This window comes from Deltaproteobacteria bacterium GWA2_45_12 (genome assembly GCA_001797365.1).
GTDB lineage: Bacteria > UBA10199 > UBA10199 > UBA10199 > UBA10199 > UBA10199.
This window is the reverse complement of record MGPH01000050.1, coordinates 37,158-52,106: the sequence shown is the minus strand read 5'-3', so window position 1 is coordinate 52,106 and position 14,949 is coordinate 37,158. Positions and strand designations below refer to the sequence as shown.

15 protein-coding genes are annotated in these 14,949 nt (G+C 46.4%); 4 read left to right on the top strand and 11 right to left on the bottom strand.

The genetic code is table 11. The annotated features are described in order from the left end of the window. Window positions 1–96: 96 nt before the first annotated feature. The 5 genes from A2048_07505 to A2048_07485 form a co-directional block, all read right to left on the bottom strand. The gene (locus tag A2048_07505) at window positions 97–1,827 is read right to left on the bottom strand and encodes a carbon starvation protein CstA (protein OGP08260.1); all 1,731 of its coding nucleotides are present in this window, start codon (window positions 1,825–1,827) and stop codon (window positions 97–99) included. Between the two features lie 46 nt (window positions 1,828–1,873). Beyond that, entirely contained in the window at window positions 1,874–2,284 is a 411-nt protein-coding gene (locus A2048_07500; GenBank protein OGP08259.1) for a hypothetical protein, read from the bottom strand. Between the two features lie 98 nt (window positions 2,285–2,382). Then, a complete protein-coding gene (locus A2048_07495; protein ID OGP08258.1) occupies window positions 2,383–3,096 on the bottom strand; it encodes a hypothetical protein in 714 nt (237 codons plus the stop codon). 77 nt (window positions 3,097–3,173) lie between these two features. Further along, the gene (locus A2048_07490) at window positions 3,174–4,205 is read right to left on the bottom strand and encodes a hypothetical protein (protein ID OGP08268.1); all 1,032 of its coding nucleotides are present in this window, start codon (window positions 4,203–4,205) and stop codon (window positions 3,174–3,176) included. A 36-nt stretch (window positions 4,206–4,241) separates the two neighbouring features. After that, entirely contained in the window at window positions 4,242–4,661 is a 420-nt protein-coding gene (locus tag A2048_07485; protein ID OGP08257.1) for a Holliday junction DNA helicase RuvA, read from the bottom strand. Window positions 4,662–4,773: 112 nt separating this feature from the next. Here A2048_07485 and A2048_07480 point away from each other — a divergent pair, with 112 nt between their 5' ends. From A2048_07480 to A2048_07470, 3 genes are all read left to right on the top strand, one after another. Continuing rightward, window positions 4,774–5,211, top strand: a complete 438-nt coding sequence (locus tag A2048_07480) for a hypothetical protein (protein OGP08267.1) — start codon at window positions 4,774–4,776, stop codon at window positions 5,209–5,211. 127 nt (window positions 5,212–5,338) lie between these two features. Next, the gene (locus A2048_07475) at window positions 5,339–7,597 is read left to right on the top strand and encodes a hypothetical protein (GenBank protein OGP08256.1); all 2,259 of its coding nucleotides are present in this window, start codon (window positions 5,339–5,341) and stop codon (window positions 7,595–7,597) included. Further along, window positions 7,598–8,272, top strand: a complete 675-nt coding sequence (locus A2048_07470; protein ID OGP08255.1) for a hypothetical protein — start codon at window positions 7,598–7,600, stop codon at window positions 8,270–8,272. It begins immediately after the preceding gene. Between the two features lie 7 nt (window positions 8,273–8,279). Here A2048_07470 and A2048_07465 read toward each other — a convergent pair whose 3' ends face one another. Further along, window positions 8,280–9,278 (bottom strand): hypothetical protein, encoded by a 999-nt coding sequence (locus tag A2048_07465; GenBank protein ID OGP08254.1) that lies wholly within the window; start codon window positions 9,276–9,278, stop codon window positions 8,280–8,282. 196 nt (window positions 9,279–9,474) lie between these two features. Then, window positions 9,475–9,942 carry a hypothetical protein gene (locus A2048_07460; protein OGP08253.1) on the bottom strand — a complete coding sequence of 156 codons (468 nt, stop codon included), beginning with the start codon at window positions 9,940–9,942 and terminating at the stop codon, window positions 9,475–9,477. 91 nt (window positions 9,943–10,033) lie between these two features. Here A2048_07460 and A2048_07455 point away from each other — a divergent pair, with 91 nt between their 5' ends. After that, entirely contained in the window at window positions 10,034–10,249 is a 216-nt protein-coding gene (locus A2048_07455) for a hypothetical protein (protein ID OGP08252.1), read from the top strand. Here the strand turns inward: A2048_07455 and A2048_07450 are convergent. From A2048_07450 to A2048_07435, 4 genes are all read right to left on the bottom strand, one after another. Beyond that, window positions 10,246–10,737, bottom strand: coding sequence for a YajQ family cyclic di-GMP-binding protein (locus tag A2048_07450; GenBank protein ID OGP08251.1), 492 nt, complete (start codon window positions 10,735–10,737; stop codon window positions 10,246–10,248). The genes A2048_07455 and A2048_07450 overlap by 4 nt on opposite strands. Window positions 10,738–10,941: 204 nt before the next feature. Continuing rightward, on the bottom strand, window positions 10,942–11,574 hold the full coding sequence (locus tag A2048_07445) for a hypothetical protein (GenBank protein OGP08250.1): 633 nt from the start codon (window positions 11,572–11,574) through the stop codon (window positions 10,942–10,944). Between the two features lie 56 nt (window positions 11,575–11,630). Further along, window positions 11,631–13,043, bottom strand: coding sequence for a hypothetical protein (locus A2048_07440; GenBank protein OGP08249.1), 1,413 nt, complete (start codon window positions 13,041–13,043; stop codon window positions 11,631–11,633). A gap of 59 nt (window positions 13,044–13,102) precedes the next feature. Beyond that, a complete protein-coding gene (locus A2048_07435; protein ID OGP08248.1) occupies window positions 13,103–14,917 on the bottom strand; it encodes a hypothetical protein in 1,815 nt (604 codons plus the stop codon). Window positions 14,918–14,949: the final 32 nt, after the last annotated feature.

The following is a 14,949-nucleotide window of genomic DNA, read 5'->3' as shown; positions in this document are numbered from 1 at the left end:
TTTGTTTGCTGATAAGGAATAGCCTGTAAAAAATTTGATCGTCTATGTAAAGCTGTGTTCGTTTCATAATGTATAATATACATCATTGTGTTTTGATTACAACCGGTTTTTTCCGCATCGATCATGAAGAATGTCGCGGGAGGAATAATAGGGTCCCCCACCCAGTTTATATTTGTTTTTCTTCCACACCCTTCCCGCCTCCATCACCATAAAACCCGCTAGTAACAACAGCATGATGCCGATGGCTGCATTAATGGCAGGGGTGCCAAAGCCGGTGGTTTGCCATTGGGTGAGGCCCATGGTGATTTGTTTGAATAGCGACCACACCGTCATCCCCATCACAAAAATCATCGGATAAAAAGTGAACCAGTATTTTTTCCCCGATTTTTTAAGCCAGATGGAAATACCCAAAAGGGTGAGGGCGGCCAGCATTTGGTTGGAGGTGCCAAACAACACCCAAAAGAGGGTCCAACTGCCTTCCTTGGCCGAAAGCAGAAAAAAAGCGGGAATGGCCACAGTAAGCCCCGTTCCCAGGGCGGCACCCCAAAAATTTTTAAGCCCTGTGAGTTCCTGAATGATGTAGCGCCCCAACCGCGTCGCCACATCCAGCGTATCAAACACAAAAGTCGAAAAAGCCATGGCTCCAAAAGTCATGGCAAAAACGAGATTTTCCTTCCCTATAATAAGCGTTAAAAACTGTCCTAGGCCTGCCCCATACACTTGTGCCGGCGGCCCCACGGCCTGGCTTGCCGGCAAAATCATGAACGTGGTCAGGGCCATCACAGCGACAAAACCTTCCATGAGCATGGCGCCGTAGCCGACGGGATGGCAGTGGGTTTCTTTGTCAATTTGTTTGGAAGTGGTGCCGGTGCAGACCAGACCGTGAAAGCCCGAACATGCCCCGCAGGCAATGGTGACAAATAAAAAAGGGAAGAGGGAACCAGTCAAGCCGGGGGCCTGCCAGGTTTTAAAGGCAGGTTGGGTAATTTCGTATCCCCCAAAAAAAAGCCCCAGTGTGCCTACAGCCAGGGCCATGTACAAAACAAAGCCGCCCAAATAGCCGCGCGGTTGAAGAAGCATCCACACGGGTAAAAGGCTGGCCACAAAACAATAAGCCAAAATCGTGAGGCCCCAGCTTTTTTGACCCATGACAAAAAAACCGTCCCAGTGCGTTCCCAGCCAAACAGCGCCCAGTGTGGCCGGGACAAAAACAAGGGTGACAAGCCACAGGGGTGGATTGAATTTTTTTTGGATGATGCCAAGGACAATCGACAGGGCCAGATAAAGCGCGCTGGCCATGGCCACAGCCCCGCCGCGGTTAAATGACACATTCAACCCCTGCAATTCTTCGCTTTTTCCCAAAAAAGTGCTGGCGGTAATATCGGTGAACGCCACAATCACGTATAAAAGGGCCAGCCATATAAAGCCCATCATGGCCAGGGCCGCTTTGCTTCCGATGTTTTCGCGAATAATTTCCGCAATGGAGTTCCCCTTGTGGCGCACGCTGGCCATAAGCGCCCCAAAATCGTGCACGGCTCCAATAAAGACAACGCCAAATCCAATCCATAACAAACAAGGGAGCCACCCAAAATTCTGTGCCGCCAAAATGGGCCCGGCGATCGGCCCTGCTGCTGCGATGGCGCTAAAATGCTGGCTTAGAAGGTAGAATGGTTTGGTGGGGACAAAATCAACCCCGTCATTAAAAGTGTGGGCCGGGGTCTGGTTTTTATCCGTTGGAATAAAAACGCGGGCGATGAATTTACCGTAGAAGTGGTAGCCCAAAAAAAGAACAACCAAAACGAGGATGGCAAGTAAGGGGAGGGGCATGGTTGATGGGTTTTTTGTAGGGGCGATTCATGAATCGTCCTTACGGTTATTTATACTTAATCGCGTACCCGGCACAGTACTGAAATGTTTTTTTCCAGCCTTCCTGGCAGCTAAATTCCATAACGGCATCGGCTTTAAGCTGGTAGGCCTTGACTCGTATCTGTTTCACAATTCCTTTAATATTTTTGTTAAACACATCCTGGCCGTCGATTTCCCCCAAAATGACATAATCTCCTTCCACCTTGTCGCGAAAAATGGGGATTTGGTCTATTTGCTCGTCAACGGTTTCTTCTTGGGCGCGGGTGTCACGATGGTTGTCAAACTTGTTGCGTTGTTGGGCGTGTGAAATGATGGGGAGTAAAAAAAATAAAAGTAAAAGGTATTTCATAAAACGGGTCTGGTAAATGCCGAGTGATGGTTCGACGGAGCTCACCATGTCCGGGTAAGGGCAATTCATGAATTGCCCTTACAAAAAGGAAACCCTAAGCCTGTCCCGCGCACGAGATCCCGCTACGCGGTGATCGAACCATTACTCGGCATTTAGATGAACCATAATTATTTCTGCTGTCCCTGGGCTTCCAATACTTTAACAATATCCTGAACATTGTTCTTCATCGATGACTTGAAAATGGATCGTGTCAAAAAATGGGGGACGGAAATGCCGGGATCGGCCTTGTATTCCCCGCGAAACTCGATCCAGCCGGGATTTTCCGGCACAGGGAGCAATTCCCAATAACCTTTAAGGGACTTGAAATTGCCCACCGTCATCTCGTAGTCATAACGATATTCTTTTTTTTGGGCATTATTTTCATTGTTTTTAACCTTCATGACAACCCATCGGTCCTTTAAGGGGAACGGAAAAGCAAAGCGCTGAAAGGCATAACTTTCCCAAATTTTTCCGGGGACACGGTAAAGTTCGGAAGGGGAAATCTCTTCTCCCACTAATTCATAAAATGCCTGGATATTGGTCGGTTTTTTTTCATTGACGAGTTCAAACTGGTTTTTGTCAATTGACCGGGAGTCTTTATAGTCATCATGAATGATCTTCCACTGGTTGATATCAATTAAAGCATGCCATAACTTGTCGGCCGGAAAATCAAGCCATGTACGAAAACTGCATTTGGTTGCCGTGCTCTTTTTTTCAAACTCGACTATGGCCCACATTTTACCCTGTTTTAACTCTTCATCCGCTTCCGGATGAAAGGTGTTGTAGGCATGGGCCTGGAAGCTGACACCAAATAAAAAGATCAAAAAGAGGATTTTTTTCATGGGTATGAGGCATAGCCTAACCAAAAAAGGCTGACAATGGGGAAATGGGGGGGATACGGGTGCGGGTAAAATCCCCCTTAGTCCCCCTTTTTTAAAGGGGGATGGAATGTGGGAATCGGCTCCCTTCCCTGACGTAACTGGTAATACCTGACTGCCTGATTATGTTGGTCCAAATTTTCGGAAAAAAAATGGCTGCCATCGCCTTTGCCCACAAAATAAAGGGCCTGGGTTTGGGCGGGGTGGAGGACTGCCTGCATGGATTCCCATCCGGGCGAACAAATGGGACCGGGGGGGAGTCCGGGACGGGTGTAAGTGTTATAGGGGGTGTCACGTTCAAGGTCGGCCAGGGTGAGGTTGCCGTTAAAATGGGGAATGCCATAAATGACAGAAGGGTCTGTTTGAAGGAGCATGCCCAATTTAAGCCGGTTTAAAAAAACCCCGGCGATCAAAGGGCGTTCAGAGCCAAGCCCCGTCTCTTTTTCAATAAGGGAAGCCAGTGTCACCCATTGATGCAGATTTAACCCCATCGAAGCGGCCTTGTTTTTTTCTTCATCCATCAGTTTTTTTGCAAACAAACGAACCATGTTTTCCATGAGGTTTTTTGCCGTGGATGTTTTGGTGTAAGTGTAGGTTTCAGGAAAAAGATAGCCCTCTAAACTTGTGGCTTCTACGCCCAACGGGCGCAGTAAGCTTGTTTCTTTTTTAAGAAGAAACCATTCCTGTTTTGTGGCAAGGCCCTTGGTGATGAGAATGTCTCCAATCTGATCCAGATTAAAACCCTCGGGAATGGTCAGGGCATATTGCCTCACCTGACCCGCCACCATTTTGTCCAAAACTTGCAAGGGACGGAGCCCGGCTTCCAGTTCATATTCGCCGGCTTTAAGTTTGTTCGCTTTTTTTATGAGACGGGCATAAAGTTCAAAAGAAAGCTTATGAGGAATGACCTTGTTTTCAAAAAGAAGACGGCTAATAGTTTTAAGCGAGGCTCCTGGGGGAATTTCTAAGATAATGGTTTGAGGGTTCTGGTAGGCGAAAAAATATTGCGTCCATTTCCAACCTGCAAAGGTAACAGCGGCTAATAAAAAAAGAATGAAAAGGAATTTTTTCATAATTTTGTAAGGGCAATTCATGAATTGCCCTTACAACTAGCTAAGTGAATCCAAATACCCCTGCAAAATAAACACGGCGGCCATTTTATCGATGACTTTGGCCCGTTTTGCGCGGGAAAGATCGGCTTCGAGCAACACACGTTCGGCGCCCACCGTCGACAGCCGTTCGTCCCAAAAAGTGATCGTGACATTAATATTTTTGGCCCATTTTAAAAAGTCGTCCATGAATTTCCGCACTTTTTCCGACTGGGGGCCTTCTGATCCATTCATGTTTAAGGGAAGCCCCACCACAATTTGCCTGACGGTCTGGCTTTTGATGATTTCAGCCAGGCGTTTCCAGGCTTGCGACACGGTTTGATAACGGATGGTTTCCACCGGTTGGGCTGTCATCCGCAAGGGATCGCTTAAAGCCACGCCCACCGTTTTTGTGCCGACATCCAAGCCCAGAATTCTCATAGGGAGTGAGTATGCCCAAAGGATTTGTTTATTGCAATGTCGGACTGGCAAAATTGAAAACGACTTTCAAAAATTGCTTGATTTAAAAGGCCTGTTTGCTAGCTTTGTTTTCATGTCTTCGCAAAAGAAGCAATACATTGAAACACTCAATCAATACCTTTCCACCAAGGGGCTAAAAAAAACCCATCAAAGGGATGTTATCTGCAATATTTTTTTTGCTCCCCCGCACAGGCATTATCGCATTGAAGATATTTTGGAAAAATCACGCAAGGAAGATTCCACAATCAGCTATGCCACCGTTTATCGCACCTTGATGCTTCTTGTGGAAGCGGGCCTGGCCACCCAACGCCATTTTGGGAAGGGGCAGTCACTGTTTGAGTCAGTCGCCAGCCATCATCATGACCATCTCATATGTACCCAATGTGGGGTTATTATAGAATTTGAAAACGATGCCATTGAAAAATTGCAGGAGTCAGTGGCCAAAAAACACAATTTCAAGCTTACCAACCATAAGATGGAATTGTATGGGTTATGCCATAAATGTAAATAATAGCGTGTTGACAAATCAAAATTGACCCTTCGACGGGGCTCCCTCCAGAGGCGGGCAGGCAGGGTGTCCATTATAGGACATGGTGAGCCCCGTCGAACCATGAATTGGGATTGTCAACAAACTGCTAATGAAGTTTTTCAATTTTTTAGTTTTTCTATCCATCTTTCTTGTCTCATCCCCTCAAGCTTACTCTCACTCCAATGATGATGTCCTGCGTGCCGTGGGCTTGGCCGAATACATTGCCGGTGATTACGATAAGGCGGTCGCTTCTGAAGGCAAAAAAATAATCAATGAAGATGAATTTCTGGAAATGCAGGATTTTGCCGGCATCATTTTTGGCTATATCCAAAAACTAACCACGGCCGATTCTCCCCTTTTAAAACAGGCAGGCGACCTTCAAAAGGCCATTTTCCAAAAAGACCCGGTATCCGGGGTCCAAAACAGGGCGGTTTCCTTGAAAAATGAAATAATCCGTCAGTTTTCGATAGCAGTAGCGCCTCAGAAAAAACCCGATTTAGAACGTGGACGCGCTCTATTTTTGCAGTCGTGCAGTACATGTCACGGCGCCGATGGTCTTTCGCAAACGCCTGCTGCAGGGCATTTCCCCATCAAACCACCCGCTTTTGCCAATCATGAAGTTTTGGAAAAACTTTCTCCCTTTCGGGTTTTTAATACCGTCACCTTTGGCATCGAAAAAACACCCATGCCTTCTTTTGGCATGCTTTCAGCCGAAGATCGATGGGCCGTGGCTTCCTATGTTTTTCTTTTAAGAAATAATTTATCTGCTCCCACTACGGAAAGAGCTCCTATCATCGACTGGGAAAAAACCATGGCCTTAACCGATGGTGAGTTGTTGGCCTTGTTGTCTGAAAAAGGTTTGAAAGACGATGTGGCCTTAAGTGCTTTAAGCCAGGTGCGGCATTTAAATGGAAAGGCCCCCTTAACCGCTTCTTCGCACAAAGCCGGTGCAGAAATTGAACAGACTCTCAAGATGCTTCGGGATTCGGTCAAAGCCCTGGAAGAAGGAAAAAAAGAAGAAGCCCTTAATTTGTGCGTGAGTGCTTATTTAGATGGTTTTGAAAAAACAGAGGCATTTTTCAAATCGTCCGGACATGGCGATCTGGTCAATCATATTGAACGCGATTTTCTTCATTTAAGAAAAATAATCAGGGAGGGAAGTACTCCAGATATTGTAGTGGCCAGCCTCACAAAAAATTTAACGGAAGCCAAAAATATTTTACAGGAAGAAGGGGTCGTTAATCGTTGGGTTTCCATGACGGCTTCGTTCATGATTGTTTTCAGGGAAGGGATGGAAGCTATTTTGCTGCTCGCCATTATTTTTTCAGTCCTTCAGGCGTTAAAGAATGATGAGTACAAAAAATGGGTGCATGCCAGTTGGGTTTTGGCTTTGTTCGTCGGATTTTTGACCTGGCTTGTAGCGCGCAAAGTGGTGAGTGGTGCGGCCAGAGAGGGTTTGGAAGGTTGGGTGAGTTTGCTTGCGGCCCTGGTTCTTTTGTATGTCAGTTTTTGGTTGTTGGCCAAAAAAGATGCCGAACGTTGGAAGCAGTTTCTCATGGGAAAAATTCGTGGAAAGACATTTGGGGCTTTTACCATTTCTTTGGTCGCTTTCATGGCGGTTTATCGCGAGGTTTTTGAATCCATCCTTTTTTATGAGGCCTTAAGTGTGCAAGGAACCCATCAGCCGGTGTGGCTTGTGTCCGGGGTTGTTCTGGGATTTGTCGTATTAATCATTATTGCCTGGATGATCTTAAAGCTTGGCAAAAAAATTCCCCTGAACCTATTTTTTGGGGTGAGCGGTGTTCTGCTTTACTTGCTGGCCGTTGTCTTTTTTGGACAGGGCATTCACAACCTCCAGGAAGCTGATTTTTTGCCCCAAACACCCATTCCCTTTTTAACTATTCCCTTTTTGGGGATTTATCCCTTCGCCGAAAGCCTGGGGGTGCAATTTGTCTTTGTGGTTATTTTTGGCTTGGGGCTTTTATGGCAATTATGGGTCAAAGTTCCCCGCGAAGAAAAACAGCTTGAGCAACAGATGGCGGACACCTCTGTTGAACTCTTAAATGTGCATGAGTTGGGAGAACATTTAAAAGAGCATTTGGGCGAACTTAAAAAACGCCTGGGACGCGGGGATATTTCAAAGGAAGAAATGCGCGAGGTTGTGGGGCATATGGAAGATTTGGATGAGGGGATTCATCATGCCATCATGCGCCTGGAAGAATTGCAGGCCCATTTGCCCTTGCAGTTTGAAGAGATTTATCGTGATGTCGAAGGATTAAAAGACAAGGACGAAAAACAACGATTGCTTGAAAAGGTCCAAAAATTTAAGATTCACATGTCCTGTCTTAAACACCGTACGGGGGAATAAATGGCCCTTACCAGCCTTGATGATTATTTAGATGAAATGACCGCCAAAAAGCATGTGGTGGGTACGTGGGGTTTTAATTCCAACCGTGACTTTTCGCGTGTTTCCGCCGAAGAAACCAATGTCTGGTTTTTTGAGCAGGTGTTTAATTTTTTGCGGGCCTTTTTTGGTCTTATCCTTCCTGACAATATCGAGTTGATCACCTACAATGCCACCAAGCATGTCAAAAAAGAAAACCTGGAACAGCAAACCTTTCTGGATGAATTGATGTTGATGATGAAAAATTTGAAGGAACCGCTCTGGACCTTGCGGCTTAATTTGAACCTGGTTGGTTTTATCCGTACCCATCACAATCCGGATAATCTGGTGCGCATTCAAATCCAGGAACCGAGTTCGTTTATCGTTTGGGGAGGGCCTGATGAAACGGGGTTTCAGAATTTCAGTATCAGCTACACCTTGTTTAATGAAAGCCTGCTTGAAGGCACCGATGAAATGCTGTGGTCGGTAAACCAGCCTCTTTTAGAAAAAGCCCTTCGTAAATGGGAAACCCAGACTGGCCAGATTATTGATGTGGTTGACTCCAATGGCCCCACGGCCCAGACATTCCGCCACGGTTTCAAACCCCCGCGTGGGCGAGTGCCCGTGGGAAAAAGACCCCCTCCTCCACGTAAACCCTAGAAAATTTCTAACCCCACCTTATCAATCCCGCTCCCCACGACAGGCCTGACCCAAAGCTGGTGGTGAGAATGAGTTCCCCTTTTTTTATTTTTCCGGCATTGATGGCTTCATCGAGTGTAATGGGAATGGCCGCAGAGGAGGTGTTGCCATATTTTTGGATGGTGGTGTGCACTTGGCTCATGGGAATTTTCAGGTTTTCGGCGATGGCTTCGATGATGCGCAAATTGGCTTGATGGGGAACGACGTGATCAATATTTTTGACAGATAAATTGTGAGCCACCAGAATTTCCTGACAGACCAGACTCATGCTATGCACGGCTTTTTCAAAAACAAAACGCCCATCCATGGTGGGGGCGGTTTTTCCTGACTTGATCATTTCTTGTGTAATTCGAGGATGGAAAAGAGACCCAGGAGCCTCACACCAAAGTTTGTTAAAATGGAGTCCGTCGGAATGGAGCTTTGTAGCCAATACTCCATGATCCCCTTCCGTGCGTTCTAAAAGAACAGCGCCGGCACCATCACCAAAAATAACACTCATCATGCGGCCTTGGGGGCTAAAATCGAGGGCCGTTGAATGCACTTCACTCGCCACAATCAGAACACATTCATATTTTCCGGATTGTATGAGGCTGTTGCCCAGTTCAAGGGCAAATAAAAATCCCGGAGATGTATTGTGAATATCAAAGGCCGGAATCTTGTGGCATCCAAGCTTGGTTTGGATGAGTACCCCAATGCCGGGGGCATTGTAGTCAGGGGTGGAGGTTGCGGCCAAAATGCAATCAACGTCCCCCGCTGTCTTTTGGGCTTTCTCCAAGGCTTTTTTTGCAGCATTGACAGCCAGGTCGGAGGTGCCGACCCCGGCATCGACAAATCGCCTTTCCTGAATGCCGACTTTTTCACGAATCCAGGCATCGGTCGTGTCGAGTTTTTTTTCCAGTTCCTTGTTGGAAACAACACGTGGGGGAAGGTAAGAACCTGTTCCGGTGATGAGGGCGTGGGAGGGCATAGAAAATTATTTTTTGATTATCCTACCCCTCCTGTATCCTCCCCTTATCCCGCAAACGGGATCCCGCTTCGCGGGACAAAGGGGAGGAGATTGTCAAATTCTCCCCTCCTTTATAAGCGCCGTCCTGAGCTTGTCCCGCGCACGGGATCCCGCTACGCGGCGATCGAAGGAGAGGGGATTAAGGGGAGGTAGTGGTTTATCCCAAAAATTTAAACCCTTTGATGAAATTTTGGAAAGGGCGGGTGTAGAGTTGGAATTGGTCCGCGGGGAAACTGGCTGTTAAATTGATGGCCGCATCATTGCGGATGCACGAAACCTGGATTTGCTGCACCATTTGTCCGGCTTGAATATGGTCCAAATTACCGGACTGGTTTCCCATCATTTTTTTCATGGCGGCAAGATCCCAGGTGCACACCATCATTTTGGCGGGGACTCCATCCAACGATACATCTTTTTCTTCCAAAATTTTGAAACTCTCAATGCCACGGGATTGCACCGATTTTTTTATTTTTTCAAAATAAGCATTCAAGTCAGTGGGTTGGGCCAGCCTTTCCTTGGTAAGAATAATGTTGGGACGCACTTTTTTATCGGTGGATGGCATGGTCAAAGTAACCATACCCTGGTCCGTCCAGTTGGCGGGTATTTCAACTTCAAAATCGGTCATACTTAATTTCGACATATGCAATACTCCTTAAATTTGACACCCCACCACTGATAGCGGGGATATTGGGTCATTGTAGGGAAAGAAGGAATGAATGCAAAGTGGAATTTGTGGGAAAAGAAAACGAGAACGGGAACGGGAACGGGGGAAAATCCCCCTGAATCCCCCTTTTGTAAAGGGGGAAAGAATACAGGGATCCCCTGGCTTTCATCCCCCTTTGTCACCGCGTAGCGGGATCCCGTATGCGGGAAAAAAGGGGGGTAGGGGGGATTTGAGCCCGTATTTGTTTCCGTACCCGTTTTTTCTTTAATCCCTAAAATTATTGAATTGAAGCGGGATGCCAAAATCCCTCGATTTCAAAAAGGCAATGGCTTCCTGAAGGTCATCCTTCTTTTTTCCGGAAATACGCACTTTTTGGTCCTGGATTTGGGCCTGCACTTTCAGTTTTGTGTCTTTGATTGATTTGATGATTTCCCTGGCCTTGTCTTGTTCAATGCCCAAGACGAGTTTAGCTTCCCGCTTTTTAAAATTTCCGGCGGCATCAAAGGGAGCCTCAAACTGGACGGATTGAAGTCCAATGCCGCGTTTGACCAGTTTGGATTGAAAAATATCGGTGAGGGCTTTTAGTTTGTAGTCGTCATCGCCGGAGAGTTTGACGACTTTTTTTTCTTTATCAAATTCAATCGTACTTTTGGACCCCTTAAAATCGTAACGTGTGACAATTTCTTTGACCGTTTGATTAACGGCATTGTCAACTTCCTGCAAATTGACTTCTGAAACAGTATCAAAGCTGGGCATAAAATAGACTCCTTGGTTTTCTACCCCCTGTAGTCCCCCTTATCCCGCAAACGGGATCCCGCTTCGCGGGATTAAGGGGGACAGAAGGAAAGCATGTAATTCCCCCTATCCGCCAAAGGCGGACAGGCAGTAAAATCTCCCCTCCTTGATAAGGAGGGGAGAAAGGGGAGGTAGGATTTTTTCATTAAAATTCTCTCTTATTCCTTACGATGAAGCCTTAAAAAGGCTCGAGTTTAAATTTTCATTCAAGCCAATGTCGACAAATTGATAAATCGTATAATTGCCTGAAACATGAAACAGAATCAAATTTTCCACCAGAAAAGTTTTGGGGTTGATTCCCAAAATAAGCTTTTTGACAGAGGAATTTTTTTTTGGCTTCAAATTCAGGAAAACAAATTTTTTTGTTTCCAATTTTAGCTCTTGAATTTTTGCGAAATCAAGTTTTTCGATGAAAAATTCTTCCGACAAATTTCCAAAGCCTTGCAAAAAAACCAGGGCCTGTTTGTCGACCATGATCGCCAGTTTTTCAAAGCTCTGCATGTTTTTTTTGTTTTCGTCTAACACCCATAATTTTTTCCCATTGCTGATATAGGTTTTGGCAAGGGGTCCCTCATATTCAATGCGCATTTGCCCCGGTTTTTGAAACCATAGCCGGCCTGTTTTTTCAATGTGCTGACCGGTGAGTTCAACATAGGTTTTCTGTTTGAAATGAGCCTGCCATGTCCTGGATTTCTGATAAGCCGACTGAACCCCTTCCACGATTTTATTTTGGGAAAGGGAAGGGGAGGCTGCGGTGAGGAGGAGGATTAAAGGGATGAGATATTTTGATGAGGGCATGGTGTTATGTCCGGTCTGTGTAAGGGCAATTCATGAATTGCCCTTACGTGGTACCCCTATGTGGTGACAATATTTTTCCCCGCCTCTAAAAGAGCTTTTACTTTTTCCATGGTGCGGCCCTCGGCATACACGCGCACCAAGGGCTCTGTGCCCGAGGTGCGGAACAAGAGCCAACTGCCGTCTTCGAAAATATATTTAAACCCGTCCATGGAGTTGATTTTTACAATACGGAAACCGGCAATATCTTGCGGAGGATTTTTTGACAAATTTTCCTTCATGCGTGTGATGTTTTCAGGTTTTACGTGAAGATCAAGGCGGTTGTAAAAAAAGTTTCCAAATTCAGCAAAAAGATCGGCAACGAGTTCCTTAAGTGTTTTTTTACGGACACTCATCATGTTTAAAATCATCAAGCCGTTTAAAATTCCGTCACGTTCGTGGACATGGGGTTTAAAGCTGATTCCCCCGGATTCTTCCCCCCCCATCAGGGCATCGTGAGCGACCAATTCTTTGCAAATATATTTGAAGCCCACCGGGGTTTCCAGGCAGGGGATATCATATTTTTGGCAAAGGAGATTGATCATGTTGGTCGTTGAAAGGGATTTGACCACGGTCCCGGTTAATTTTTTATCTTCAACATAGTGTTTTAAAAGGAGGGCAAAAATAAGGTGCGAACTGACAAAATTTCCGTCTTCATCAAGCGCACCAATGCGGTCGGCATCGCCGTCGGTAGCCAGCCCTAAGTGGTAACTGCCTTTTTTCATGGTGGCGATGAATTCTCCCAGATATTTGTCAATGGGTTCGGGGTTTGTGGCATCGGCCGGGGGTGCTGAATTTCGCATTTCAGTCACTTGGGGGCCAAGCAAGGTTTCCATATAATGCGACCCGGCACCAAACATGGCATCATATAAAATTTTAAAGCCGGCCTTTTGAATGGCTGGCAAGTCAATGAGGTTGGCAATCTGGTTTAAATAATCTTTTTTTGGATCAAAAAATTGAACGAAGCCTTTTTTTTGGGCTTCTTGAAAGGGCATTTTCAAAATTTTTCGGGAAGTTTTCTGGTTTGCCTGCAACTGAGTTTCTATTTTTTCGGTGTATTCTTGAGATGCTGATCCCCCGTATTCTTCCTTGAATTTGATTCCGTTCCAGGTCCAAGGGTTATGCGAGGCAGTGATCATGATGCCGGCAAAGGCCTCGGAATTTTTGACCATCCACGAAATGCACGGGGTGGGGCAGTAATCCTTGGACAAAAGGACGTTGAAATTATTGCCCGCCAATACTTCGGCGGCAAGCTTTGCCGATGTGTCCGACTGGGATCTTCGGTCAAAACCCAAAATAATTTTTTTTTGTTTTGGGGAATGGGCTGTGCGCCAATCGCAGAAGGCCTGAATGACTTGTTCTATATTGGATGGAATGAAATCTTGGCCGATAAGGGCGCGCCATCCGTCGGTACCGAATTTGATAGATGTCATGAAGAGAGTCCCTTCGACTCCGCTCAGGGACCAGGGGGACCCCGAGCGGAGTCGAGGGGTTAAAATTCAAAAAACAAGGTGGTTTTGGCAGCAAAGGCGGGTTCGGCTCCATCGGCAGAAATGGAATTGATGACTCCACCCGGGTTTGAAGCAATGAAATCATCCTTGATATCGTAAACCCCTCCGGGGAAGAGCCCACCGATGACGGTTTCCCATTTCATGAATTCAAAGAACCGGGCTTCCACCGAAAGGTCAATTTCAAAACCATACCAAGGACTGTCGTTAACCACATGGGGCAGGCCAGCCACGCCCGTGATTTCAGTAAAATCAAGATCGATGGTGCGCGAAGGGGCAAAAGCTGTAATGACTTTCCCTCCTACCTTGAAATCCTGGGCCCAAGGGACCCCACTGGTAATGTCGAATTCATGCTTGTACCCCATGGTAAAATAAATGGCATTGTTAATGTAATTGGATGAAACAGGCTTTTTACCCAGCTCACGAATACCTCCAACACGTATGGAAGGGGAAGTTCCCAAGGGGACATCAAACATCATCAGAGCAATGTCGTAGTCGGGTCTGAACCCCAGTTGGGTTATTTTGGAGGAAAGAGGCGAACTATCGCCACTAGCAAAGCCCGCTTGAACCTTGGCTTCCCCTCCAAAATCCCAGTCGGCAGTTAGTTCAGCCGCGGCCATAAAAACAGCAATGTCGTTTTGGTTTCCATCCAAGGGGAGGGTGATGGGTTCATCTAAGGGGTTGGTCAGCCCTGCCTGGGCAGGGTCATCTAAAATAATGGCATCAATGGCCACGCCGGGGGCAATTTTACCGCCAATGAAAACGGCTTCCACAGCCACGGTATAATATTTGGCAAAGTGAAGTTTTCCGTAAGCGTCAAAAACAAACAAAAGGGTATCGCCATCTTTGCCGGCGGGGAGTTCCACCCCTTCATCCACGTTGCCATCCCCATCCACATCGCCCGTGTCAATGAAAGTGGCGGTTGTTGTGGTGGAGCCGTCGTTGCCATCCCTAAAACGCAGGGCACTTAATAAGCCGATTTCAAAATTGGTGCTTCGATAAAGCAGGATAACCGCAGCCTGGGACACATCGTTCCAGTTGGAACCCAAACCTGAATCAAGCCCGCCGATAGAGGGGTCACGCGTGGCTTCAAAGGCAAAGTCATAGGCAATACCCACATTGATTTGCGCCCCGTTTTTAAGCCCCAAACCGGCCAAGTAAAGAACGCGATCAAATACGTCGCCAAAATCACCCTCCACTCCTTCTCCATCGTTTACAAAAACACCCAGCCCCCAGTTGAAAGCCTGTCGGCCGATACGGAATTTTCCGCCGGCAGTCATGATATCAACATACATTTGCCTTACATTGATATTTCCCCCACCGCTTCCCAAGTTGGCACCGGCATCTCCCCCAACCACCCCAAAGGCGCCATTGGCGGGGGGAAGTTCAAGTGTGCCCACAATGGGATTGGAAATTTCAAGGGATTGAACATTGCTTTGGCCAAAAAGAAGATTGTCCAAAAAATCAATTTCACCATGGATGGAAATGTGGTCGTTGAGTTTTAAAAGGGGTTGTAGGCGAAAACGCTGTTGCCCAAAAGCGATGGTGCCAAAGCGGTCATTGTCGTCATCGGCCCCGACAATACCGGGGTTGGGACGTTGCAAATCAAGGTCGTGGGTGAATTCAAAACGCTGACGGTAGTAGCCATGGGCTGAAAAATCAATGGCCCACACAGGGGCGCTTAGACTAAGGCTGCTGAAGAGGATGACGATGGCTAGTATTTTTCGCAATGTACTTTTTAAAGTAAAAGATTGAATTTGAAAATTTTTTCTGCCAAAAGAGTGATGCCACTTTAGCATAATTAAGTTTTTCCATTCAATGTTAAATTAAC